Below are 26,963 nucleotides of genomic sequence, written 5' to 3'. Positions count from 1 at the left end.
CCTAAAACCTCCGAGCCTTTTGCTCAAAAATTGGAGCTTTGACCTGAAACCACCGAGCTTTTTGCTCAAAACTTGGAGCTCTGACCTAAAACCTCCGAGCTTTTGCTCGAAAATTGGAACTCTGATCTGAAACCTCATAGCTTTTTACTTAAAAAATAAGACTGTGAACCAAAAACTTGGGGTTTTGAACCTCAAACCTTTGCCACATAAACGTGTAAAAGCAAGTTGCAACAGGAAAAATTACCAAAGCAAATGATTAAATTGTGTAAAATTTTAATTGCATATAATGTTCAGATTCGCATTTATTCATTTCTTTTTTATTAATAACACTAGTTTTTAATACTCAGGCTCAAACTCAAAAATCAAGATCAAATTATCAGCTATTATGGAAAGTGACAGGAAATGGCTTGTCTAAGCCTTCCTATCTTTTTGGCACCATGCACCTTCAGGATAAAAGAGTGTATGATTTCAGTGACTCTGTTCTGGTTAAGCTGCAGGAGTGTCCTTCTTTTGCAATGGAGATTACACCAGATTCTATGTTGCAGTACCTTTTTGTTGAAATGGATCTGGATAAAGACGATACAGTCAACAACATCAAAGCTCATCTCTCTGCAGAAGAATATGATATTCTGAATAAAAAAGTTATAAAAGAAACCGGTTTAGGAATAGATAAACTAACAAAGAAAGATGCAAAGTCCGTTGCAATGCTTTTAAGCAAACCAGTCCCAGGAAAGAAAGATAATGCAACCTTTTTGGATGCCTTTCTTTTTAAGATTGCTTCACAACAAAAGAAAAAACTTATAGGACTTGAATATTCATATGAATACAATTCACTTGACTCTATAGATGGCAAAAAGAATAAATGGATTTCTGACCTTAAGGAGATCATCTATTTTGACCAGGTAAAAGAATATTCTGAAAAGCTTATTAGTATGTACTGGGCTGGAGATATTCAGAAAATATATGCTTTAACCGGATTTACCGGGTCTACAACAATGGATATCAGGAATACTCGCATGGTCGACAGAATGGAAACGAATATGAAAGAAATGCCGGTATTTACTGCTGTTGGTGCAGCCCACCTTCCTGGTCAGAAAGGGATAATTCAGTTATTAAGAAACAAGGGGTATACTGTAACTCCTGTACAGGCAACATTCACAGGCATGGCCGCTAAGTTCAAAGAAAAAGCTGATGAGAATTTATGGGTTAACTTTACGAATGAAGAAAATGGATATGCAGTAGACCTTCCTTCCAATCCTTTCCCCAATAAAAGCATGACGGATAAAGGCATAAATATCTATCTCTATCCGGACATTGCAAGCGGTCTGACCTATATGACCATGACCTTCTTTATGCCTATGGAGATAAAGAAAGGTGCAGAATCAAAGATGTTTAAAGCATCCATTGATAATATGCTGAAGGAAAAGAATTCGAAGTTATTGAAAAGTAATGTTTCTACTTTCAATGGATATCCATCATTTGATTTTGAAATCTATACACCTTCAGATCAAATGTATTCTAAGGGTAAGATGATTTTAAGGAACAAAATTTATTATATGGTTTTCGCAGGATCTTATAAAAGAGAAAGCTTAAATGGTCCTGATGCTGAAAAGTATTTCAAATCATTTCAGTTTATCAATTTTAAAAATCCCGGATGGAAGGACTATATTTCTCAAGCAGGGGCATATAAAGTTTCTGTACCCTTTACAATGACAGAAATAAAGAATGACGTGGATGCAGATTCTAATCAAATTTCTATAGCTATGGCTTCTGATCCCAATGAAGAACTTGCATTCGGCGCTTCTTATGTCAATTTTAAAAGAGGATTTTACATATTTGATGATAGTCTGTATTTCGCTTCTGCTGTTGAAAGAATGGCTGCCAGCAGAGGTGGTAGTATTGATACAATTGCTGATATAGAAATAGCCGGCTACCCCGGTAAAGATTTTACAGTGGCTGTTGAAGGTTTTTTTATTAGAGGGAGAATAGTGATGAGGGGTTCAAGACCTTATACATATTTTGTAATCGGGGATAAAAAGAAAGTTGCAGGAGAGAGTTCAACAAATTTTCTGGAATCATTCAGATTTACAGATTATGATACTACCATGCTAACACCATTTAAATATAAAGATGATCTGGTGCTAAATGTTCCTTCTGAAGTGTCGGTAGATATTGATTCTTCCTCCTATTATTTTCTGAAAAGCTTTAATCAGAATTTTTATTTTCAGGATAAAAATTCAGGTACATCTTACAGTTTAATGATTACTCATTATCCTGAATATTATTACAATTCCGAATCAGATTTTTTTAAAGAAGTTACAGACCTTCATGCAGAAAAGGGTGATTCTGTTGTTAGCAGTAAAAATGTAAATATAGATGGTATAAATGGGTTGGAATTAGTGGTAGAAAAAGGGAAAATCAATACAAATGTGAAAGTAATCCTGTTGCCATCCGGACAAAATGTTTACCAGTTATATACTCAATATCCGCGATTAGAAAAGGAATCAAGAGTTCAAAAGGAATTCTTTTCTTCTTTTCATTTCTCTAAGCCGGTAAAGCCAACTTTTTACCAAAGCAAAGCTGCTCTGCTTTTAAAAGATATTACCTCTGAAGATTCTGCTACGAGAAAAGAAGCCCGTAAATTTTTAGGCCATTATAAATTTGAAAAACAAGACCTGGAACTGCTTCATGCTGCGGTTAATCGCTCTTATGACGATGATACCGTTAGCACGGTATACTCTAAAGTTAGAGAAGAACTTTTTGAGGCTATAGCAGGATTAAATGAAAAAGATAGTTATGGTTTTATAGAAAAGATTTATCCAAGTCTTGATAGCCTGCCAGAGCTCCAGATAGAAGCATTGAAAGTATTGCTTGGTTCAAAGTCGAAAGAAGGATATGCAGTATTTGAAAAGTTGACTGCTGAAAAACTTCCTGAAAGTCAGTATTCAAATAATCTTTTCATAGCATTGCATGATTCACTTCAATTGAATGCTGAATTTTTACCTAAAGTATTTAAGCATTTAAAATATTCAGGTTATAGGTCAGATCTGCTTTATCTGGCTTCAAATCTGATAGATAGCAGTAAGATAAATCCATCTTACTTCGAGCCTTATGAAAAAATAATTATAGAACTTTTCAAGAATGATCAGGCAAATTTAACAGTGGGCAATTCAAATAATTATTATACGCTGGAAGAGAATTTGATTTCAGCAGCTCAATTGATCAAGAACTTTCCTGAAAATAATTCTTACATAAATTTACTTGAAGATTTGTCAAAACATAAAAACTTTAATGTTTCAATAGAGTCTGTGAAAATACTTTTAAGTATATCAAAGAAGGTTGATCCTTCGGTGATTGCAAAACTTGCCTCTGATAGAGATTATAGGATCAGGCTTTATAATATTCTGAAAGAAAGAGAGCAATTAAATTTATTTCCTGAAAAGTATTTGAAACAAAGTTACTTTGCTGAAAGTGATATGTCATCTGTTCTTTCAGATGATATGATTCCAGAAGACCTTGTACTCATAAACACAAAAGTAAAAAAGGTAGAAGGAGTAGAAGGAAGGTATTATTTGTATAAGTATTCTTTACTTAGTGATGAAGGAAAAGAAGAGTGGTATGTTGGAGTGAGCGGTCCGCATCCGGTAGATAAGACACAGGTTGTAACAGAAGGAGAGAGGACTAATTATTATTACCAGACATTGAAAAGTAAATCTTTGTCAGAGCATTATAAAGCATTGCTTGAAGAGAATCAATACGATTTATATGACTAACAAAGGGGCGAAAGCCCTTTTTTGTTTTTATAACCTCATCCTAAATCCTTCTCCTGAAGGAGAAGGACTTTTAGTTCTATTGTTAAAATCAAGGAATACTTGGCGTTACAGGTAGTCGTATTAATTTTTTTCTTAAAACTTAAAACTTATAACTTTAAAAATATCTCTTCGCCTCCTTATACCAATCCCCCGTGCATTTAATGAAATACACACCTGCGCAAATGAATGGAGATAAAACGAATAGCAAAACGAAATGAAGTTTGAATATCAGAAAGGTACAAAGGCCAATCACAAATAACCCTATGAAAACACAGAGGGCAGTTGCAAGGTAAATAAACAGCAATGTTGGGTAATAGATGAAGGAATTCCTGAATGTTTCTCTGTTTTTTAGGAACTCTTCATATTTCAGCTTAGCCTCTTTTTCAGCACGTTCCTTTTTCATCTTAGCCCATTGTCGGTATACTTCCAAAGGATCATTGTATTGAAAAGCATAACTATGTCCATAAGCATAGCTTTGTTGATAATTGGTATGCTGGTGATAATGAGTGTGTTGGTTGGAGTTTGATCTTTGATCGTAAATGAACCTTTTGTGCTGATCTGCAAGCGTTTCATATGCTTTATTCAGCATTTGAAATTTAGTGTGTGCATCGGGAGATTTGTTTACGTCCGGGTGCCAGACTTTAGCTTTTTTTCTGTACGCCTTCCTTATGTCTTCCTGGCTTGCGCTTTGTGGAATTTCAAGAATTTCATAAAATGAAACGGCCATAAACTACCCTTTGGTTTTATTACGAATTTAACAAACTTTAGCAATTTTTCATCCCAAGGTATATCTTAACTGAATTTTTATTTCAGATCTGATGTTACCTTGCGATTCTTCCGATCCTGTACCGGTCATGTCCATAAATGGATAAATGTAATAACCATATTTTATCCAATAGCCTAAATGTTTCAATAACTTTCCATGTAAAACAAGGTATGCTCTGGAACCCTTACCGTAATAGGCAGGAAGAGTATATCCCATTAATACATCTTTCTCAAAAACATATGCCCGGTTATCATAGTTCTCCGCATCCGACAAGGCATATCGCAGGGAAAATTTTATAACCCTTAAATGAACGTTTATATCCTGGATGAGAAAATACCCATCAGTATTCAGATTGTTTTTTCTGGATTTTGTCTGAATGATTTTTGTTGAAAGAGAAATTAGTTCGTTTGCCTTAAAGTCAAGACCTAGAGTGCGCATTTCGGAGACGCTTGTTTCTGTTGCGTAAGTAATATTATAGGTTCCGGAAGAATTTTGCTCCTGAATAGCCTTACGTATTTGAATATAAGCGAGAGTGGTCTTTGAGGGTTGATAACTAAAGCGTATGTTAAAGTCGTTGCCACGGCTTGGTTCATAAGTTCTGTACTTTAACCAAGGAAAGGTGTATGTGTCGAAATATGCCGATAGACTATATTTTTTGTTAGGAGTAATTTTGATTCCCCAATAAAGTCCTGTTTCATTTTTATTTGTTGTGTTTTCTCCAAATGCTCTTCCATAAAAGGAATAAAAGTTTTTATCATACCTTCTTATGAGAAATAAAAAGTCAATCTTTTTGTGCAGGCTGGCAAGTACTCCTCCGACCAATGCTTTTCCGCCTCCACCGGAGAATGCTGCTTCTGAAAACATAGATACATTGTAAAACCTATAACCTGCTTCAATGCCATAGCAGGTGTTGTCCTGTCCTCTGAAATCAAAGCTATTATAGATGCTAGCGTTTTTCTCAAATGATTTACTAAAATGAGAATTGATGAAATTCAAACCTATGTTGAGGTTTTGAATCTTGTTTTGGAACGTTACAATAAAACCTGCATCTCTTTGGTTGATTGCAGCTTTTTTATCAATCTCGCTTGTCGTTCTATGATATCCTGTTGTATATACTGTAGAAAAATATTCATCAGCTAATGAGTCAGACTCTGCAGTATTGATAGATGCGTCTTTATTGATTGAAGAATAAAATCCTGTGACTGTTATCCTTTTAAAAGTAAAGCTTGCGGCTGTTCCTCTGAGAAAGCCGCTCTCCGTAACTGAAGTATTGGGTAATATTCCTGAACCTGCCCTTTTAATTCCAGATATGGCTTCAGCATTTTTACCAAGATAATATCCTGAACCGAACACTAATCCTTGTCCTGCCTGTAACTTATAATCGCCTACAATTAATGATTTCAGTTTTCCTTTATTATATACCCCGAAATGACAGGATGCAAAATCAAACAGGTAGTAGTTTTTATCCGGATTCCATTTGTATATTTCTCCAGGATCTTTTTCTGCAATCAAGCCTATGCTGAAATCTTTAGCCTTTGAAGACTTTATTCTGATGTAGGTTTTATAAGGCTTTCCAAGATACTTTGTACTTTCTGATGCATAAGATGAATAGCCTTTTTTATTTTCCGGACTTCTTTCATATTTAATTATAAAATCTACAGGGTTCTTGTAAATTCTTTCCAATAAGCCGTTCCATGAGTTGTCAGAAGAGATAACGGTAACAAAAGGCAATATTTTTTTAATGGTAAAAAGATCCAGTTCCTCAATGACCTGCAATTCATATATAGATTCATATCTACCTGTCATGATTTTGTGCCGCAATATTCCCTCAATTTGTTGCTCCGAAAGAAGGTTAAGCTTTTGCAAGTCTTCCCATTCCGCTTTATTAAGGTCTAACGGTTCCTGAAAGATGTCTATAATATTATTGAATATGGCTTCTTGTTCATCTTCACTGGCCGCAGGAGTAAGTTCATTCAGCATTACTTCAGGAATTTCATCTTGTGCAAAAGAGAGGGTGGATACCCCAAGTAAAATGATACAAAAAGTTGCAGTTCGTATCATCGGAAATAGTAATTCAATGTGAGATGATGAGTAGATCCTGCAGCACTCATTGTTCCTGAGGCGTAGGCTACTTCAAAATTATATTTCCGGATTCCTGCTCCGAAAAATACTCTTGAAGGAAATGAGTTGATGCCTGTCCATATTCTGAACCCCTTTACCGGAGCGTATTCCATTCCGGCCTTCCAGTTCATGGAATATCGGATTTCTTTTTCTGTTTCTACAGACAGTTGGATTTTAGAAGATGGCTTCCAGAGGATACCTAGTTTCATTACAGTGGGCAATCTTTCTTCCAGATCCTTTCTGATCTTCGCCTGGTTTATATTGTGTATATATGCTCCAAACGAAAGCTCCTCGCTGAGCTCTGCCTGGCCACCGAATGAGAAGAGGATTTTATGAAGAGTCTTTTCTTCTGTTATCTGCAATTGAAACAAATCTGCCTTTAATCCAAGGCTTACATTCCGGATTTTATGAGCCAGTCCAAGTCCAAGAAAACTTTCATTATAGTTTCCATCTCCATATCTTGAAATATTGATTCCTGTCCATAGGTTTCTATACGGCAGTGCTATAGCGGCATTGTACTTGTTAAATGCCTGTATCCCGAAATAATTGGCATAGTAAACACCACAAGTGGGGGATTGTAAATTGGCGAGTCCGGATATATTGTTCACAACTGACCAGACATCAGCTCTGGTAACAGATGTATTTCCCATTCCAATAGCCCCTGATCCTGCTGGAAATGGATATCCGGTCCCTGCAGCTTTGTAAAAAATAAAACCGCAGAGAACTAATAAAATCAGTCGTTTCATTGGTTACGACCCGATTTGCCTAAACTTAATAGTAAGTGGAATTCGGAAATCCCGAAAATAATTCTGATAAAATAACATAGCTTAAAAGTTGGTTGAAGGTTTGAATTTAAAAGAAGTTTTTGAAAATTAAAATCCCTGATAATGAGAAGTATATTTTTTGAGGAATTGGATGATATCTATAAGAGCGATGAATTCGTTTAGATATAAATTATTGGATTATTTACAGGATATATTTAATTTAAAATCCGGTTTTATTGTCACTCATATTTCTACCCATGATTATTAAAGGAAAAGCATTTTCATTCATTCTAATTTTAGTATTCTTTGTTTCTATGTCACAAAGCATTCAAGCACAGATTTCTAAAGAGTATTACGATGAAGCGAAAACGAAAATTAAAGGAGAAGGTCTGCTGGAGAACGGACAAAGACAGGGCATCTGGAAGTTCTATGATGAAAGCGGAATTTTGGAAGCTGAAATGGGGTATAATCATGGAAGTGAAGATGGAACTGTAAAGAATTTTTATTCCACTGGAAATCTGGCTCTGGAAGCTTCCTACAAAGCGGGAAAAGAAAGTGGTCCATGGAAAGAATATTATAATAATGGGAAATTAAAGGTTGAAGGAAACTTCACAGATGGCAAACAAGACGGTCCCTGGAAAGAATACTATTCAAATGGCCAACTCTCTGTTGATGGTACTTATAAGCTGGATAAAAAAGAAGGAGCCTGGAAAGAGTTTTATCCTGATGGTCAGGTAAAAATTGACGGAGCTTTGAAAGATGGTAAAAGAACAGGACTCTGGAAAGAATACTATGATAATGGAAAGCTTTATTACGAATCAGTTTATAAAGATGATCTTGAAAATGCACTGACTAAAAAATACTATCCTTCAGGGATAGTACAAAGGGAAGGAGCTTTTATAGATGGTAAAGAAGAGGGTGAGTGGAAAGGCTACCATGAAAATGGTAAACTGGCTTCAAGAAGTTTTTATAAAGATGGAAAAGCTACAGGCACCTGGGAGGAGTTTTTTGAAGATGGACAAAAAGCATCTACAGGTACATATAAAGATGATTTACAGGATGGGAATTGGAAATATTACTATGAAGGAGGTCAGCTGAAAGTCCATGAAATCTGGACAATGGGAAAACTAACAGATGTTCCAGGATATTATAATGAAAAGGGGATTGGTCTGAGTGCCGGGTCTTTTAAAAATGGCAACGGAACAAGATTGTTTTATTATACCTCAGGAAAATTACTTGCAGAAATACCATACAAAAATGGGCTTCAGGATGGAGTTGCCAGATCATATTATGAAAATGGAGCACTGAAAATGGAACTGACATTCAAGACAGGCAAAGAAGATGGCGTTATGACAGAATTCTCTGAAAATGGAAAACTTTCAGCCGAGACTAACTGGAAAGATGGTAAAGAAGACGGGCTTTACAAAGAGTTTGATGAAGATGGCCTTCCTGTAGCGTTGGGATATTATAAAGCAGGGTTGGAAGATAGCCTGTGGACTGAGTTCCATGAAAATGGCAATATCCTTTCACAGGGGTATTACATCAATGGGCAAAAGGAAGGTGACTGGATGGAGTTTTATGATACAGACACCCTTGCCGCTGTAGGTGGATATGTAAATGGAAAACAGGAAGGTGTTTGGAAGGAATATTATAGCAATGGTGAAATAGCCAGCGAAGGTTCTTTTGAAGATGGCGTGAAATCAGGGCTTTGGACTAGTTTTTTTGAATCAGGGGAAAAATCAATGGAAGGTTTTTTCCTTAATGGATTGGAAGACGGGTTATGGAAAACTTTCTATGAAAGTGGTGCAATTGAATCTCAGGGAGAATACTCTGCTGGCCTTGAGACAGGAGTATGGAAAGAGTATTACGAGAATGGTAAATTACAATCTGAAGGGAATTATATAGGAGGACAGGAAGATGGAACATGGAAAACATATTGGAGCAATGGTCAGCTAAATGAGGAAAATCAGTGGTCTAAAGGTAAGCTGGTAAACTCTGGTGATGTTTATTCCAAAGATGGAAAAGTCATATTTAAAAGTGGAGTTAAAGGAGGAAATGGCTATTCAAAAAGCTTTAATGAAAACGGCAAGCTGTCTGCTGAAGGGGCATTTAAGAATGGATTGCCTGAAGGCAAATGGAAATATTATCATAACAATGGAGCTCTGAAAGGAGAAGGAGAAATGAAGGCAGGACTTCGTTCAGGTTCATGGAGGTTCTTTACGGATGCAAGCAAGCTTGAAGCTGAAGGGGCATACAAAGACGATGAGTTATCAGGAGTATGGAGATATTACGAACAAGGTAAGATAAAAGATGTGAGAAATTATGATGTGGAGGGGGAAGATGAAGATCTTTAAAATAATAACGGCCATAATCCTTGTTGCCAGCACAATGTCGCATGCTCAGGATGTTGTTGTTGAAAAATATGATAATGGTAAAGTTAAAGCTGAAGGTACTGTAAGAGACGGAAAGAAGGTTGGAGTCTGGAAGTTTTATTACAAAGATGGTACACTCATGGCTGAGGAGAACTACGGTGATGGCGTGCTAGATGGTAAAGTAAAACGCTATGATTTCAAAGGCAGGTTGAGTACACTTGAAACCTGGAAATCCGGGCTTGAAGAAGATACCGCAGTCGAATATTATCCATCTGGAAAGGTATTCAGAAAGGGGAGTTATAAAGAAGGATTGCAGGAAGGAGAATGGTTTACTTTTTATGAGAATGGAAAAGTAAAAGATAAAGGGATGTATTCTTTTGGCACAGCTACAGGCATCTGGTATTTTTATGATAAAGCAGGCAAGCTACTACACGAAGCCACCTACAATCACGGTATTAAAGAAGGCCCAGCGAAATTTTTTGATAAAAATGAAAAGATAGAATCTTCAGGAAACTATGTCAGCGGCGAAATGAAAGGAGAGTGGACGATTTATAAGAATGGTAAGCCGGATATGATATATGAGTATTGAGGAATAATATTGTTTGAGGAAAGATTTTGATAGCCATTTTTTTCATGGTGTCAGGTCTTTCCGGCCACTCTCTATTTCTTGGTATTCATCTCTTGAAATCTCATTAAAGGTGTCGGGTCGAAAGACTCGATACCACAGGAAAGGAAATATCCGGTTATCAGACAATAATATACGTTTAGATAGCTGATTTTTAGTATTTTTGATGTTTTTTGAAGACTATATATACTCTTTTATATAATAATTCAGAATTTCTTCAGGTTTTAATGTTAAATTTGGAGATTAAGAAGCCGAACCGCATTGAAAAATGTGTGAATCTTATTTATGATTAATACAAAGCTAAGAGATCAATTTATTCGGTTTGCTGTAGTTGGAGGTATTTGCACTGCAGTAAATTATGTCATTTTTATAACGCTGACCGAATTAACTCAAATTCACTACCTGGTTGCCTCTACAATCGGTTTTTTCACTGGACTTTTGACTGGTTTTTATATTAATAAAAACTGGACTTTTTCTAAAGAAGACAATAATAAAATTTATATTTTAAAATACTTTCTGGTTTATCTGTTTTCTCTAGGTGTAAATCTCATAATTCTTAAATATTTGGTTGAGAATTACCACCTTTCCCATATGGTTGCTCAGGTTATTGCTACCGGTACTACTGTGTTTTCAAACTTTTTTGGTTCAAAAGTTCTGGTTTTTAAAGCCTGAAAAGTTAATACTTCTGATAAATATTATGCATCAGGATTTTGCATAATATTTATTCTGTAATATTTTTTAGAAGATTAAGGAACGGGCGCAAATCTATCTGATAATTCCCATCTTCTTCATAAGGAAAGTTGCATTTTTATTGGTTGCTTTTCCAGATCTCATTTTGTAATCAAAAGTCACATCGTTGTTTTGAATAATACTTTCAAAACAGAAATTACAGATCTTTTCAGGATATTTTAATTCAGTGTCTCCTAAGGCAAGGTCGTGTGTTGCAATGATAGAGGCGCAATTCAAGTCTTTTAGTTCTTCAACCATAGCTATTGATCCTGAAAGCTTATCATCAGAGTTGGTACCTTTAAGCATCTCGTCTATAAGAATCAGAAGCGGGGTACCATTGCGAGCAGTGTCAATGATAAGTTTAAGTCTTTTCAGTTCAGCATGGAAGTAGGAAGTCTGATCTTTCAGAGAATCAGAAGTGCGCATACTTGAATAAATATCAAGCGTTGATGCTTCTCCGTGAATAGCACAAACAGGACAGCCGGTCTGTGCTAATAAAACATTTAATCCGACAGCTCTTAAAAAGGTACTCTTACCAGCCATATTGGCTCCTGTCACTATCATCAGGTTTTGCGATGATCCCAGTTCAAAATCATTTGTGACCCTTTTCGATTCAGGAATAAGTGGATGTCCAAGCGATTTGAAATATACTTTTGGTTTACCTTCTGAAATAACTGGGAATATAAATCTCGGATTGTTAAAAGCAAAACCAGCAAGGCTATTCAGCGCATCAAGGTATTCGCATGTATTTAACCATTGACTCACTTGTTCATTGTGTTCTTTTTTCCATTTTTCCAAAGCGTGAATACAATGAAAATCATAAAGGAAAAATGAGTTCATAACAGGTCCGAATAATCCATTCAATCTATAATCAAACCTTCCTGTTAGTTTCTTCAATTTGGAGAAAGCCAAGTGGGCATCCTCTGCATTGGTTTTAACTGATATTAAAGATCTATTATCAAAATCTTCTTTGCGAATAATGTCTAAGACTTTTTGATACCCCGATAGGTAGTTATGTTTTTTACCTATGGTTTGGTGGTAGGCATTAATCTTCTTTACTGTTATTCCATATATGGCCCAATGAAATGCAACAATGAGCATAATATAGCTCCAAAGGCCATCTACAAACAGGGAGGAAATTATTAAAGCCAGACATATAAAAGGAGTTGTTAAAGAAGTTATTCTTATAAATCCGGTTACAATGTCAGAACTTGTCTGAAGCCAATCCAGAAGTGCTTTCTGTGAGCTTTCTTCATTGGTAATTTCACTTCCGTGAGCATAAAAGTGCTGTCTGAATTCAATCTTGTCTTTTAATGCACTAATAGCTTCTTGTCTTTCTAATATATATTGTTTTTTATTTAGTGGTTTTAATAAAATTGAAGCCAGTCGCAATGAAGACTCTGGAAGGCATGTTCTGTTTATAGATTGAAAGAATGAAGCATCTCCGAATAAATCCAGATCATAGGAGTAGGGATGAGAAGGATTGATAAATTCAATTCCATTATTGAATGCAGAATGGTTCCCTTCAAGTCCATTTAATTCTCCTTGATTCAGGTCTATCAGGGTTGTATAAAATTTCTTTTTTCTTTTTAGATTAAGACTCTTAATTACAAATGCAATAAACACAAAGAGCAAAGCAGCTGAGCCAAGCACAGTAAGAGCATTGGCATCTTGAAACATAAAGTAAAGGCAAGCCAGAAATGCAATAGCCGAAAACAAACGCAAAGTTCCTGTCAGACTTTGATCTTTTTCTATTTTATTTTTTATTTCAATGGATGTCTTAAGGTGTTTTTCATAAACATCTTTAGGGGAAGTATTCAGTGGATTCTCCATCTGCAGCGTTTGATTCTGTTTGAATGTTAAAAGAATCTTTTATAATCAAAATTTTGTGTAAATGCTTCTATCTTTTCTTTTGTAAGATAATCCTTGAGATGAATGAATTCTCTTGACATGGTTTGTGGGATATCATTAAGGTTAAACCATTTCAGTTCTTCAAATTCATCAACTATACCGATTTTATCTTCCAGAATTCCTTTGTAGTTATTGATCTGTATAAAGAAGATATAATTTTCAGAATTACCTGTCGTGTATTGAATAGAAGGAGGGGTAATAGCCACTTCCTGATATTTGTTGACTGTATCTGATATATGCTTTGTTGGTATTAGTTCTTCCGTTAGTTCTCTCGCTGCGGCCTGAAAAAGTTCTTCGCCTGCTTCTACACCGCCGCCGGGAATCCACCAATATTCTTCGCCTTCTTTGCTTATCCTTCTTCCAAGCAATACATATGGGCTTTCTTTCTCCTGATATGTGAAGAATAATAGTTTGGCTTTTTGTTTCATGGACAATGGTTGCTTTATAACAATTTTATGAAGGCTAAATATAAAAATTTACAATGAAGAATTATTTAATTGAATCTGTAAAAAAAATAATGCAGACCTGGAAAGGTCTGCATTATTTGAATATCAAATAGATGTCTTTAATTCTTTAAGCAAAGGCTTTTCTGTTTATGTCAAACTGTTCAAGGTAGTCTGCAACTCTTCTGACAAACATACCTCCTAGTGAACCGTCGATTACCCTGTGATCATAGGAGTGGGAGAGGAACATCATATGTCTGATGCCTAGCGTGTCACCTTGTGGTGTTTCGATTACTGCAGGTTTCTTAATAACAGCACCTAGTGCAAGTATACCTGCCTGAGGCTGCATGATTATCGGAGTTCCCATCATGTTTCCGAAAGAGCCTACGTTTGAAACAGTATAAGTTCCTCCAGAAAGGTCGTCCGCAGTAAGTTTGTTAGCTCTTGCTCTTCTTGCAAGATCGTTTACCTTTTTAGTAAGACCAATGATGTTAAGCTGATCAGCATTTTTGATTACTGGTACTATCAGGTTTCCGCTAGGTAGGGCAACTGCCATACCTATATTTATGTCTTTTTTAACAATGATTTTATCTCCGTCGACAGAGACATTAACCATTGGATAATCTTTTAATGCTTTAACTACAGCTTCTATAAAGATAGGAGTAAATGTAAGTGCAGTATTCTCTTTTTCCATGAAGTCCTGCTTCACTCTGTTTCTCCAGAAGACGATGTTGGTAACATCTGCTTCAACAAATGAAGTAACGTGAGGAGCAACTCTCTTAGACTCAACCATTCTGTCCGCAATCATTTTTCTCATGCGGTCCATCTCAATAATTTCATAATTACCGCTTAGTGACTGAGCTGGCTTTATCTGTTCAAGAGGAGCGGATTCTTTTTTCTGCTCTGTTATAACAGGTTCTTTTATCTGCTGCGTTTCAGGAGTGGCAACTGGCGACGTTTTTCTGTTCTGGATATAATCAAGTATATCATTTTTGGTAACGCGCTCATCTTTGCCGGTACCTCTGATTGATTCCAGTTCTGCCATGGTTACATTTTCCTGACGGGCGATGTTCATGACAAGTGGGGAATAAAATCTTAATGATTCTCCATTTGAAATGTGGGATTGAGCCTTCATTTCATTGGCAATGGCAGGTATCGGTTCTGGTTTGGCGGATGTTGCTTGTGTTTTATTAGACTGCGTTGCTATAGATGTGCTTTGTTCATCCCCATCAGTAGCAATAATTGCTATCGGTTTTCCAACAGGTATTACATCTCCATTCTGAGCAAGTATTTCTTTTAAAATACCTGAAGCTGTTGACGGGACTTCTGTATCAACTTTATCCGTCGCTACTTCAAGAACAGATTCATCCTGCTCAATTTTATCTCCCACATTTTTCAACCAACGGAGTATTGTCCCCTCCATGATGCTTTCGCCCATTTTGGGCATCACCATTTCTACTAATGCCATAAAAGCTGTTTACTATTAGCCTGTTAAGTTAAAGTGATCTTAAGTGTTTTCGAATCAAAACCTTCAAATCCGGTCAAAGTTAATATTTTTGAAGGTTTTCTCAATTCTTTTCCCGCAAAGTTTCCCTGATCAGGTTGAAAACGGCATAGGTCGTCATTTTCATGTTATTTTCGCGGATATTCCCTAATTGAAGCTTTTTGGTTTTGGTTTTATTTCCAATTCTTACCGCTATCCAAATTGTACCTACCGGTTTTTCCACTGATCCGCCTCCCGGACCTGCTATTCCAGTGGTTGCAACTGCTATATCGGTTTTTAAGATTTTCTGTACTCCTTCAACCATTTGTAATACTGTAGCTTCACTTACAGCACCATATTCTTCAAGTGTCTCTTTTTTTACTCCAAGTACATTTATTTTAACATCATTATTATAAGAAACGATGCTGCCTTTAAAATATTCTGAACTACCCGGCACAGATGTGATAGTGAATGATATCAGTCCACCAGTGCAGCTTTCAGCCGCACTGATACTGAGCTTATGTTTAATTAATAATTTCCCCAGTGCCTGCTCATGATTTTCTTCTCCATACCCATAAATATATTCATCAATAAGATTTACCAGTTTTTCTTTTTCGTTTTCAAGCTGATTGTCTGTTGCAGACTCATTGACCTTGTCTGTAATGGCCGTCAACCTCAGTCGGACTCCTTCCAGAGAAGGTAGGTAAGCAAGTTTGATGAAAGAGGGTAGGTTATCTTCCCACTGTTTGATTTTTTCAGCCAAAAATGATTCTCCTATGCCAGAAGTACGGATCATTTTGTGAATGATAACAGGAGGATTAAAATAAGAACTTATCCTGAGTATCAGCTGTTCTCTTATCATTGCTTTCATCTCATAAGGCACTCCAGGCATTGATATGAGAACTTTTCCGTTTCTTTCAAACCACATACCAGGGGCAGTGCCATAAAAGTTTCTGATAATAGAGCAACTTGCGGGCAGGTACGCCTGTTGCCTGTTTATCTCAGTAAGCTCTCTGCCTCGTCTTTCAAAAAAGGCAGTAAGATCTTTTAATGCTTCTTCATGAAGGACCAGCCTGGTATTAAAGTATTGTGTTAAAACAGGCTTGGTGAGATCGTCGGAAGTTGGTCCAAGGCCTCCGGTAATAATAATAAGATCTGCCCGAAGCTCAGCTTCCTGAATGGCTTTGACCATTTCACTTCCTTCATCACCTACAGATGTTTTTCTGATAACCTTTATTCCAATGGAAGTGAGTTGCTCACTAATCCATTGAGAATTGGTATCTGTAATTTGCCCATAGAGTATTTCATCTCCTATGGTAAGTATTTCTGCCTGAACTATTTTCATAATTAAAAAACAAAAGCCTCCAACTTTAACAGTGGAAGGCTAAATATCATGAAAATTGTTTTAGTATTTATAGCTTATTGAATTTTTTTGTCAAGGTCATATTTCCTGAAACAATTCTTAAAAAATAAACACCTGATGTCAGGTTAGATGTATTAATTTCTTTGCTGCTGACCTGCGTATCCAGATATTCTGTAAATACTTCTTCACCGAGTAAATTCACTATTGAAATGGTGCAAGCATTGTTTACTTGGGTTAAATTCAAAGTTAAATTGTTTTCTACAGGGTTAGGATAAATATTTACAAGTCCTTCACTTGAGGCATTTAAAGAAGTCGCTACTCTTACATTTATTGTTTTTGTAACAGTATCATTGCATCCGTAATTATTTTCAGCAATCAGCTTTACATCAAAGTTTCCTGGTGTATCATAAGTAAATGAAGCTAGTGACGCAGCAGAGGTATTGCCGTTCCCAAAATCCCAAAGTCTGTTGACAGAATTTGAGCTTTGGTCTACGAAGTATACTCTGGAATTAATGTCAACTACTGTATCTGGAATTACAGAAAAATCCGCCTGACTTCTTTCATAGAAGTTTAAAGCTACTTTAGCAAGATTGCTTTCAAACAGAGAGTCAACATTGCTTATGAAAATAGTATCTGTTTTGGAAAGATTACTTATATGATATTCAGAACCTGTATATAATAGATTTGGAGGTCCAGGAGATTTATAGAAATTAAAGGTGCTACCGTTAGTTGGGGTTATTGTTATATCAGTCTGTTCACCTTTACAAAACGAATAGGTGTTTTGTACGACTGGTAAAGGGCTCTTCTTAATTTCATGATATTTACTTCTTGCTGCTCTAGAGCTCATTTTTAAATCATATAGATTCTCGGCAGCGATAAAAGCAAAAGCAATAGTTCGGGATTCTTCGTTTTTTATATTGTACAAAGAAACTCCGACAACTTGTGATACATCATATCCTGCGCCACTTGCGCCAGCTTGTTTTCGGCCAATACCTTTGGATAATGTTGTGAATTTTTCCTGACTGGTGAAGCCGTCTACTCTATCATTTGGATTTATAGTGCCAGCAACATTTCCGTTGTCCATAGAAAAACAGACCGGTTTATCTTTAGTGAGAATAGCGACTCCACCATAAAGACCGTTAAGAAATGTATTGTAACAATATCCAATACTGTCTGTATAGTCATAGTCGGCTCTATTATAGTCATAATCATTAATATCCCAATCAGTAAAGAGCCCTGTGTAAAGGGAATCGATGGTAACACCTGAAGCATTTTGAATATTATATTCTACTATGATATAACTATCATTTGGACTATTTTTCCATGCATAAGTTCTTTGCTTTACTTTTACTTTAGTGCCAACTGTTCTTATGTCTTGAAACTCAGCGTAGGTTTCTTCATTAGAATGAATTGGCCTAACAAATGATATTGATTTAGTAGCTTCAAAGTCTTCATCAGTATTATATGGGTCGGTTCGAACGCAATCGGATACTGTATTTTTATCTGTTGCTATCATTAAACCAGATTCATATATCATAGATGATCCTTTAAATATCATTCCTTCTCCTCTTTTCATTTCTTTATCACTATGTCCTAATCTTCCATTGCCAGCAACAGTCAAGTTTACAAGATTGGTATCAACAATTCGAAAATCGGGATTGATGAGTAAGGTGATATACTGGTAATCAATATAACTTGTAGAAGGGTCTTTAAAGTCCAATCTGAATTTTACCAATGAATTATTTGGAGTATTTTGATCTATTATTAAAGAAAATACATCATCGTTTTTCTCAATTGTTTGGAGTGTATTAAGTGCTCCGATATTAATTTTATTATCCTTGATCTGTACAAAAGATGCATCACAGGATATACTTACTTCTAAGTTTGCTGATGACGGTTTCAGATAATTCTTAAATTGAACAGAGAGCTTAGCTGTATCGCCTGCATAAGTGTAAGTTCCATATAATCCTTTGTAAGAATAGTTGACAACCCTGATTGCAGGAGAAATAGAATCAGTCAAGGCTCTGTACATATTTAATCTTCCTTTTCCCATTTTGCCTCGGAAAGCAAGGTTTTCAGGGAATGTATCCATTACATCGGCTGTTACTCTGATTAGTTCAGCGGCTTGTATGGCCGAAAGATTCGGGAATTTGGATCTGACCAAAGCTGCAGCTCCTGCAACAATGGGAGTTGAAAAGGAGCTTCCTCCATCTCTGAGGTATTGGTTATCCCCGCTATTGGAAGCTATGGTAATATTAATTCCCTGTGCGATAATATCTACATTGGTACTATAAGTAAGTCTTCGAGTTTCAATTAGTTTTCCTGCAGAAGGAGAGTATATGGTGTCACAAGATGCAACGCTTAAAACATTGTCATAAGAGGCGGGATAATAATCTTGTTCTTTATTCGTATTTCCGGCAGCAGCCAGGACTAATACATCTTTTTCTAATGCAGCATAATTAATAATATCTTGGGTTGCCTGAGAGTATTCTCCGGTGCCTCCCCATGAAAGGTTTGCAACTTTGCACCCTTGTCTGGCAGCATATACCAGGCCTTGATATCCATATGCTATGGCACCTCCTGCATTTGTGGGAGAGGCTTTTATCGGTAAGAATTTGCATTTAAATCCAGTACCAATTCCACCTTTGCCATTATCGCCAGTGGCAGCGGCTAAGGATGATACCTCAGTTCCATGTGGGGAGCCGTCTGCAGTGGGGTTATTGTCTCCGTCTCCAAGGTCCCATCCCATGAAATTATCAATGTAACCATCTTGGTCGTTGTCAACATTATCAATTGGGTCGTTCCAGTTGAGTTTTATATTGTCTTTGAGATCCTCATGTGTTGGTCTGACCCCTGTATCAATGATTCCAATTACAGTATTGGTATCGCCTTTATGTATATCCCAGGCTTCATAAGCTTTTATACGAGAAAGATAAAACAGACTGGTGTCATTTTGATTGATATAGGGTTGAGCTTTTGGGTCATTGGGAATATAAAGCAATTCTTCCACAAACACTGGTTCAGCATATTCAACATAGCCTGTTTTCATTAACAATTCTATGATATCTTCGATGGTATAGTTGGAAGAATATTTAATAGTGTGAAGTCTTTCAATTCCTGAACAGAACTTTCTTTTGTGTGAAGGCTGAATATCAAGATCGGAAAACATGGGTTTCACCTCCTCGATTTGGGCTTGCTTGAGTAATTTTTTTAATTCAGGTTGTAAATTCAGTTTTCCTGACTTTACCGAATCATATACACCAGGCTTTAATTTAATATTGATCGTATTTTGTAAAATTTTCCGGCCTCGTTTGTTTGTGGTAATGCCCGGACTTTCCTTTTTGTTTTGGGCATTTGTCGGAAAAAAGAATAAACAGAGTAAAATAAAAAGTAGATAATTCTTATGCATAAGAGGTGATTTTTTATCTATTAAAACGAGCGGGATAATTCCCAGGTATATTTTTTATTTTGAATTCCAGGTACTATCAATGTATCTAAAATACAATTTTAAATTCAAATAATTGAATTTTTTGGATGGGAACTAGGGTATTTTCAATATCTATATCCCCTGATAAAATCAAAAGTAAATAAATTTTAATTTATGTGGAGTTTTGTTGTGTTAAAGTTTTGATTGTTAAGGTATTTTGTAAGTGCGTTTAGGAGGGAGATTAAATTGATTCAAACCATATGGCGAATTTCAGGTTAGTCAAAAAAAAGATTTTTTCACAGAGTCAAAAAGAATTTATGGGGAAAAGGCATACCTACGAAATGGGCATTATAGGCAATTGTGCATTTATGGCTCATATTGATAAAACTGCAAATATTGTCTGGATGTGCTGGCCGCAGTTTGACAGTAGTTTTATTTTTGGTGAACTTTTGGATAAAGATAAAGGTGGCAAATTTTCGATTCTCCCGCACGAAGAAAATTTTGTATCCAGCCAAAAGTATATTGAAAACACTAACGTCCTCGTGACTGATTTTGAATGCTCAGAAGGCCGGTTCAGGGTAACTGATTTTGCTCCCAGATTTTATCAGTATGAAAGGAATTTTAAACCCTTAATGCTGGTGCGGAAAATAGAACCATTGTCAGGTTCCCCAAGGGTAAAAGTTTCTTGTCGTCCTGTTGGTGAATATGGAGAGCTCGTTCCTGAAGCTTATCAGGGAAGTAGCCATATCAGGTTTATGGGCCTGTCCCAGCAAATCAGGTTAACCACAAATATTGCTCTTAATTTTATTGCTGATGAAAGTTCATTTGTATTGAATGAAGCTAAATATATAATTCTTACCTACGGTATTCCTCTGGAAGCCCCTCTGGAGGAAACTGCGGAAGATTTTCTCTGGAAGACAGTAAAATACTGGCAAAATTGGGTGAAGAGTACCAGCATCGGAATTTTTTATCAGGAGCAAATTATCAGGTCAGCGTTATGTCTGAAAATTCACCAGTTTGAAGATACAGGTGCTATTATAGCTGCTGGTACCACCAGCTTACCGGAATATCCCGGAACTACACGTAACTGGGACTATCGCTATTGCTGGTTGAGAGATACTTATTATATTCTGAACGCTTTCCATAACGTTGGTCACTTTGAAGAATTGGAAAGATATTTTCATTACATAGAAAACATTACAATCAATGAAACTGACAGGTATCAGCCTCTTTATTCAATAACTGGTAGAAAGGCATTGATTGAAAAAGAGTTACCTTTACATGGATATGGGGAAAATAATAAACCAGTCAGAGTAGGGAATGATGCTTATACCCATATTCAAAATGACGTATATGGGCAAGTGCTTGTGGCTTTATTGCCACTCTATGTTGATACCAGATTCTCTGAAGGAGGTAGGTATTATTCTCAGCGACTCATCAATCATACATTGAGAAAAATTGAAGATACCATGTATGAACCGGATGCAGGTCTTTGGGAATTCAGGCACATTGCACAGCAGCATTGTTATACATTTTTATTCCATTGGGCAGGAGCTTGTTCTGCTCTTAAGATTGGAAAATACTTCAAGAACGAAGAGATCATAAGAAAGGCAACTATCCTTAAAGAGCTTGCCATAAAACAGATAGAGGCTTGTTACGACCCTGAAAGAGAAGTATACACTCAGGCTGTCGGAGGAAAGAATTTGGATGCTTCCTGTCTTCAGTTGATCACAATGAGATATCTGGATCCTAATTCGGATAGAGCTAGAAAACATTTGATAGCACTGGAGGAAGGACTTAAGACTGATGAAGGACTGTTTTTCAGATATAAGCATGAAGATGATTTTGGAACTCCGGAATCTACCTTTTTGATCTGTGCTTATTGGTATGTGGAAGCACTGGCAATGGTAGGGCGTACAGAGGATGCTATCAAGGAGTTTGAAAAGCTTTTGAGATTTCAAAATCACCTTGGATTACTAAGTGAAGATGTTGAAGCCAGTTCTGGAAGTCAGTGGGGGAATTTCCCTCAGGCATATAGCCATGTAGGGCAACTGAACGCGGCATTTAAAATTGCGAAGAAACTGGATTTACCTACATTCCTGTGAAAGTTGTAAGTAATAAGTAATAAGTTATAAGAAAAAAAAGAGGCATAAGCCTCTTTTTTGTTATACTATCAGCTTTCAGCTTTATTACTTAAAACTTTCCTTCTTATCTGGTGCCCTTCTTGAGCAAGTGTAATAAGCAGACTTCTCATTTCAGTGCAATAGTCGGGGCCACACTCGTGAAGATTGTACCTTGCCGAAGTAGGAGTATTACCTATCTTTAATGTATATGCAGAATCAGGCATAGCATTGAAGGTGTCTTCATCTGTCCAATCATCTCCGGCGGCTAAGATAAAGTTGAAAGATTCATTCAGCCATCTTAAAGCTGCTTTACCTTTATTGATTCCGGCATTTTTTACTTCCACCACCTTGTTACCTTCAAGCACTTTGATATTCATGTTCGTGGTAATGAATTGCAAGTGACTTACAAGTTCTCTGGATCTTAATTCACCTAATGCAGGATCAGACTTTCTATAATGCCATACGAGTGAATACCCTTTAGTTTCAATGAAGGAACCAGGAGTTCTGGCTACAAACATTTCTAATATAGGAGAAATTTCTGCCTTCCATTCATCCGTCAAATAATCAATCATACTCCAGTAAGGACGACCTTCTCTGAGCCATACTCCATGTTCAGCGATCAGGTCTATACTTAATTTCCCAAACCAGTCATCAAGAGTATCCCTATCTCTTCCACTTATGATTACAATCTTATTCTTGGGATCGGAAGAAAGATCTTCAAGTATCCCATACAATTCTTTGTCGGGTCTTGCTTGTTTAGGATTTTGTTTAAATGGAACAAGCGTGCCATCATAGTCAAGAAAAAGTATCCTTTTCTCGGCCTTTTTATAATCTTCAATCAGTTCAAGTTTTGATTGATTGCTTAATTGTTTTACAGACATTTCGTGTTGTTTTTCTTTTACCACATCCAGACTTCTCATAAACAGCTGTACCCAATTGTGAATGTCATACCTTTTTACAACTGACTGCAGCTCATCCATTCTTCTTATTTGTTCCTCTTCAGACATTGTCAATGCTTTGTATATAGCATCTGCCATTTCAGGAAGATTATTAGGATTAATAATCAAAGCATCAGAAAGCTCTTTTGCCGCTCCGGCCATTTCACTTAATATCAGCACCCCGGTCTGGTCAATTTTGCTGGCTATATATTCTTTGCAAACAAGGTTCATCCCGTCTCTGAGAGGTGTTACCAATGCAATGTCGGATAATCTGTACATTGCAGATAAGGAAGTGAAGGGGAAGGATCTATAGAAATATCTTATCGGCGTCCAATCTATTTTTCCGTGTTTACCATTGATCCTTCCAACCAGTTCATCTATTTCAACCTTTAGTTGTTTATAGAGTTCTACCTGATCACGGCTTGGAACAACTATCATGAGTAAAGTTACCTGACCTTTATATTCAGGATAATTTTCCAGAAAGAGATCAAATGCCAGAAGCCTGTCAGGAATGCCTTTTGAATAATCCAGCCTGTCAATTGAAACAATAGTTTTGGTGTCTCCAAGAAACTCATCATAAGAAGCGATTTCCTTAGCAGTGTTTTCTGATCTGGCGGCTTTATCAAATTTCTCATAATCAATGCCCATCGGAAAAGAATCTACCATACATATTCTTTCCTCTACTCTCAGTTCACCCATTTTATTGTCAAGGCCCACAAGCCTATTTACAGAACTTAGAAAATGCCGGACATCATCGTAGGTGTGGAACCCAATAAGATCAGACCCAAGCATACCTTCTAGAAGTTCCTTTCTCCAGGGCAGGTTCCTGAAGATCTCAAATGAGGGAAAAGGGATATGCTGAAAAAAGCCAATGGTAGCATCAGGCAGCTTTTCTCTTATCATATTAGGTAAAAGCAGAAGCTGATAATCATGAATCCAGATAATGTCATCATTGTTCGCATACTTTAATGTTTCATCACAGAATATCTGGTTCACAAGTTTGTATGTCTCCCAATAACCTTCGTCAAATGAAGTGTAGGAAGGAAAATAGTGAAACAATGGCCACAAGGTCGTATTGCTGAAACCCTCATAAAACTTTTCAATCTCCTCCTTGGTTAGAAAGACCGGAGCCATGTTTTCATTTTTCAGGTTGTATGTTATTTCCTCTTTTTCATTGTCATTGGTCACATATAACCCTGGCCAACCTAACCAAACATTGTCGCCCGATTTATAAATTGATCCAAGTCCAGTTGCAAGTCCACCTGCGCTTGGAGTATATGACAATCCATCCTCCTTTTTCTGGATACTCACCGGAAGCCGGTTGGATATTATTATGGTCTTTCCCATCTCTCTTAAAAAATTAATTCCTCAGTTTATTATTCTTTAATTGTTTCCATCACACCTCTGTATATTATTAACCTTTATCTGCTCACTTAGTTAAGTATTGAGTTTTTCTTGAAAATTGAATTCCTGTTTTTTTAAGATTTATTGTTTATTTTTAGCAAAATCTAAATCGATGAAAAGACCTGTTTTTGTCTTTATATGCCATATTTTTATAGGTATTTCAATAGCCCTTGGTCAGGAACCTTCTGAAAATCTGCTTACCAACAGCAGTTTTGAAAATCAAACAAAAGGCTGGAATATGTGGGGAGGGGAAGTAATTAATGAAGGGAAATCTGGTAATTATTCTTTGAAAGTTCATCTTGATAGCCCCAAGTGGAGCGGTGCCGACCAGACTATATTGATTTCAGAAGGAGCTTCAACAGCTGAAATCTCAGGCTGGATGAAGACAGAAAATGTTGTAAAAGGAAAAGAAGCCTGGGAAATGGCCAGAATTTCAGTTGAGTTTCTGGATGAGAATGGTACTTTGACAGGTGGTTATCCTTCGGTAACAGGTCAGGCAGAGGGCTCTACGAAGTGGACTCTTTATCAGCAAAGCTACAATATTCCTGCAGGAGCAAAAAAGGTTAAAGTTCAGGCTGTTTTGGGGAATTGTACCGGTACTGCTTTTTTTGATGATATTCAGGTAAGCCTTTTAGGAAGATCCGGTGAAGCTCTGAAAAAAGAAAATCTCACAGGCCCTGCAGATGAAGGTGAATGGTATGATTTGAAGCCGGCACTATCCAAAGCTGGCCATTATGCAGATTGGTCTTCCTTATTGGATGCACCTGCCGGAAAACATGGTTTTATTAAAGTACAAAATGGAAAACTGGCATTTTCGGATGGAACAGTGGCCCGTTTCTGGGGCGTAAACCTTGTTGCAGGTTCTTGTTTTCCTGAGAGGGAAACGGCAGACTCACTTGCCATGCGACTATCTAAAATGGGATGCAACCTTGTTCGACTTCACCATATGGATGCGCCCTGGTCAGTTCCCAATATTTTTGGAAACGTTGGAAACAGCAAGCAACTATCGAAAGAAAGTCTCAATAAATTAGATTACCTGATTTACGCACTGAAAAAGAAAGGTATTTATATCTTTCTGGATCTCCTTGTTCACAGAGATTTTACAGAAGAGGATGGAGTAGCTAATCGCCTTCCTGATTTGGGAGGGAAACAAGTTGCTTACTTCGATCCAAAGGTTATAGAACTTCAAAAAGAATATATCCGACAACTTTTAAGTCATAAGAACGCATACACAAAGCTTTTGTGCAGCGAAGAACCAGCAATCATTGCTTCTGAATTCATTAATGAATCGTCTGTATTTGTTCATTTTGGAGGTGATATTCTGACTCCTCATTATAGAAAAGAACTTCAGCAACAGTTTCTGGCTAAAGGAAATCAGGGAAAGCTTTCCGTTTTTGATCTGGATTACAGTACAAACATTTCGCCGGTACTTAAAGAAAAGGAAAAAGGAAATACAGAGGCCAGTTTGCGTTTTCTTTCTTCCATAGAAAAAGATTATTACAATGAAATGTACCGGCTGATGAGGTCTCTGGGAGTAAAGTATTTATTAGCCGGTAGTAATTTTCCTACACCAATTCTAGCTTATTCGAAGGATAATCAAGGTATGGATCTGATTATAACCAATGACTATTGGGATCATCCTCAGTTATGGAAAATCAACAATAACTGGAATAGAATATTATATGCTCCTGTTAATAATACCTCATTATTGAAGAATCCTGATAAAGGCTCCATTGCTGCAATTACCAAATATAAATGGTATAACAAACCAACTATAGTAACAGAGTTTAATGCATGTTATCCTAATGAATATACACTGGATGCACTTCCTTATATTTCTGCATATGGAAGCTTGCAGGGGCTTGACGGTATTATTCAGTTTGATTTTGATGCTACGCCTGTGGGAAAGGACCGAATCACTCCTTTTACACTTTCCAAAATGCCGGAGCACTTATCGCAATGGGTAGTAGCGGCGCCTGTTTTCCTTAGAAGTGATGTTAAAACTGCTCCTGGAATTGTAATTGATGCAGTAAATGAAAAGTTAATTTATGACTTACCTTCTTATTCGGACTATATAGATAAAAATTACCATCTTCCTTATATCACAAGAGTAGCAAAGTCAGATAGCGCAGTCACGGGAAATGATCCTTCAAAATATATTGGGTTTTATGATAAGGCCAATAAAATAATCACAAGTGAAACCAAAGAACTTGTTTTGGATTACCAGAAAGGAATTCTTAAAGTTAATACTCCTAGAGTGCAGGGAGTTGTTGGGAAGTTAAGCGGAGAAATATTTGACTTACCAATGCTGAAGGTGAAAATGAAGAATAAATGGGCGAGTGTAATGCTTGTATCCAGAGATACTTTACCGCTTTCAGTTTCAGAAAATTTTTATCTTGTAGTTACAACAACCTGTAAAATGAAAGGTCAGAAATTTAACGAAACCAGAACTGCGCTTGAAGAGCCAGGTAATGCTCCTGTTTTGGCTCAAGTTGCAGATGGTGAAGTTATTTTTAAAGGACTGAAGAATTTGAAGATAACTCCTTTGGGACCTGATGGAGAAAAAATGAAACAATTGCCTTTAACTTTATCAGGAGAAGACAGTTTTCTTGATTTAAAGAAGGCAAGAACTTTTGTTTTTGAAATTAAAGTAAAGAGAAACTAACTTTTTACAAAAGACCA

The 26,963-nt window shown here is 36.7% G+C and carries 15 protein-coding genes; 6 read left to right on the top strand and 9 right to left on the bottom strand.

What is annotated here, in order from left to right:
- The first annotated feature begins 392 nt into the window (after window positions 1-392).
- On the top strand, window positions 393-3,773 hold the full coding sequence (locus tag K350_RS0111860; RefSeq protein WP_162144162.1) for a TraB/GumN family protein: 3,381 nt from the start codon (window positions 393-395) through the stop codon (window positions 3,771-3,773).
- Between the two features lie 154 nt (window positions 3,774-3,927).
- Here K350_RS0111860 and K350_RS0111855 read toward each other — a convergent pair whose 3' ends face one another.
- Genes K350_RS0111855 through K350_RS0111845 form a run of 3 tightly spaced genes read right to left on the bottom strand, consistent with a single transcriptional unit; the run spans window position 3,928 to window position 7,445 of the window.
- On the bottom strand, window positions 3,928-4,539 hold the full coding sequence (locus K350_RS0111855) for a J domain-containing protein (protein ID WP_028980099.1): 612 nt from the start codon (window positions 4,537-4,539) through the stop codon (window positions 3,928-3,930).
- A 48-nt stretch (window positions 4,540-4,587) separates the two neighbouring features.
- Window positions 4,588-6,639 (bottom strand): ComEA family DNA-binding protein, encoded by a 2,052-nt coding sequence (locus K350_RS0111850; RefSeq protein ID WP_028980098.1) that lies wholly within the window; start codon window positions 6,637-6,639, stop codon window positions 4,588-4,590.
- Window positions 6,636-7,445: a hypothetical protein gene (locus K350_RS0111845; RefSeq protein ID WP_028980097.1), complete on the bottom strand. Its 810-nt coding sequence runs from the start codon at window positions 7,443-7,445 to the stop codon at window positions 6,636-6,638. The genes K350_RS0111850 and K350_RS0111845 overlap by 4 nt, the downstream gene beginning before the upstream one ends.
- A 332-nt stretch (window positions 7,446-7,777) precedes the next feature.
- Here K350_RS0111845 and K350_RS0111840 point away from each other — a divergent pair, with 332 nt between their 5' ends.
- From K350_RS0111840 to K350_RS0111830, 3 genes are all read left to right on the top strand, one after another.
- Window positions 7,778-9,817: a toxin-antitoxin system YwqK family antitoxin gene (locus tag K350_RS0111840; protein ID WP_037575429.1), complete on the top strand. Its 2,040-nt coding sequence runs from the start codon at window positions 7,778-7,780 to the stop codon at window positions 9,815-9,817.
- Window positions 9,804-10,424 (top strand): toxin-antitoxin system YwqK family antitoxin, encoded by a 621-nt coding sequence (locus K350_RS28465; RefSeq protein ID WP_051313074.1) that lies wholly within the window; start codon window positions 9,804-9,806, stop codon window positions 10,422-10,424. Before K350_RS0111840 ends, K350_RS28465 begins: the two co-directional genes overlap by 14 nt.
- A 321-nt stretch (window positions 10,425-10,745) precedes the next feature.
- A complete protein-coding gene (locus tag K350_RS0111830) occupies window positions 10,746-11,132 on the top strand; it encodes a GtrA family protein (RefSeq protein ID WP_028980095.1) in 387 nt (128 codons plus the stop codon).
- A 93-nt stretch (window positions 11,133-11,225) separates the two neighbouring features.
- Here the strand turns inward: K350_RS0111830 and K350_RS31085 are convergent, their stop codons facing one another.
- From K350_RS31085 to K350_RS0111805, 5 genes are all read right to left on the bottom strand, one after another.
- Window positions 11,226-13,022, bottom strand: a complete 1,797-nt coding sequence (locus K350_RS31085; RefSeq protein ID WP_051313073.1) for a MutS-related protein — start codon at window positions 13,020-13,022, stop codon at window positions 11,226-11,228.
- 26 nt (window positions 13,023-13,048) lie between these two features.
- Window positions 13,049-13,528 (bottom strand): NUDIX hydrolase, encoded by a 480-nt coding sequence (locus tag K350_RS28455; RefSeq protein WP_051313072.1) that lies wholly within the window; start codon window positions 13,526-13,528, stop codon window positions 13,049-13,051.
- A gap of 145 nt (window positions 13,529-13,673) precedes the next feature.
- Window positions 13,674-15,011, bottom strand: a complete 1,338-nt coding sequence (locus tag K350_RS0111815) for a dihydrolipoamide acetyltransferase family protein (protein WP_028980094.1) — start codon at window positions 15,009-15,011, stop codon at window positions 13,674-13,676.
- 100 nt (window positions 15,012-15,111) lie between these two features.
- Window positions 15,112-16,371 (bottom strand): competence/damage-inducible protein A, encoded by a 1,260-nt coding sequence (locus tag K350_RS0111810; protein WP_037575298.1) that lies wholly within the window; start codon window positions 16,369-16,371, stop codon window positions 15,112-15,114.
- 67 nt (window positions 16,372-16,438) lie between these two features.
- Window positions 16,439-19,798 carry a S8 family serine peptidase gene (locus K350_RS0111805; RefSeq protein ID WP_028980092.1) on the bottom strand — a complete coding sequence of 1,120 codons (3,360 nt, stop codon included), beginning with the start codon at window positions 19,796-19,798 and terminating at the stop codon, window positions 16,439-16,441.
- Window positions 19,799-20,133: 335 nt separating this feature from the next.
- Between K350_RS0111805 and K350_RS0111800 the strand changes: the two genes are divergently transcribed.
- A complete protein-coding gene (locus tag K350_RS0111800; protein WP_028980091.1) occupies window positions 20,134-21,921 on the top strand; it encodes a glycoside hydrolase family 15 protein in 1,788 nt (595 codons plus the stop codon).
- Between the two features lie 68 nt (window positions 21,922-21,989).
- Here the strand turns inward: K350_RS0111800 and K350_RS28450 are convergent, their stop codons facing one another.
- Window positions 21,990-24,224 (bottom strand): bifunctional alpha,alpha-trehalose-phosphate synthase (UDP-forming)/trehalose-phosphatase, encoded by a 2,235-nt coding sequence (locus K350_RS28450; protein ID WP_037575296.1) that lies wholly within the window; start codon window positions 24,222-24,224, stop codon window positions 21,990-21,992.
- Window positions 24,225-24,393: 169 nt separating this feature from the next.
- Between K350_RS28450 and K350_RS0111790 the strand changes: the two genes are divergently transcribed.
- Window positions 24,394-26,946 (top strand): carbohydrate binding domain-containing protein, encoded by a 2,553-nt coding sequence (locus K350_RS0111790; RefSeq protein ID WP_028980090.1) that lies wholly within the window; start codon window positions 24,394-24,396, stop codon window positions 26,944-26,946.
- Window positions 26,947-26,963: the final 17 nt, after the last annotated feature.

This window comes from Sporocytophaga myxococcoides DSM 11118 (genome assembly GCF_000426725.1).
GTDB lineage: Bacteria > Bacteroidota > Bacteroidia > Cytophagales > Cytophagaceae > Sporocytophaga > Sporocytophaga myxococcoides.
This window is presented reverse-complemented; position numbering and strand designations above follow the sequence as displayed.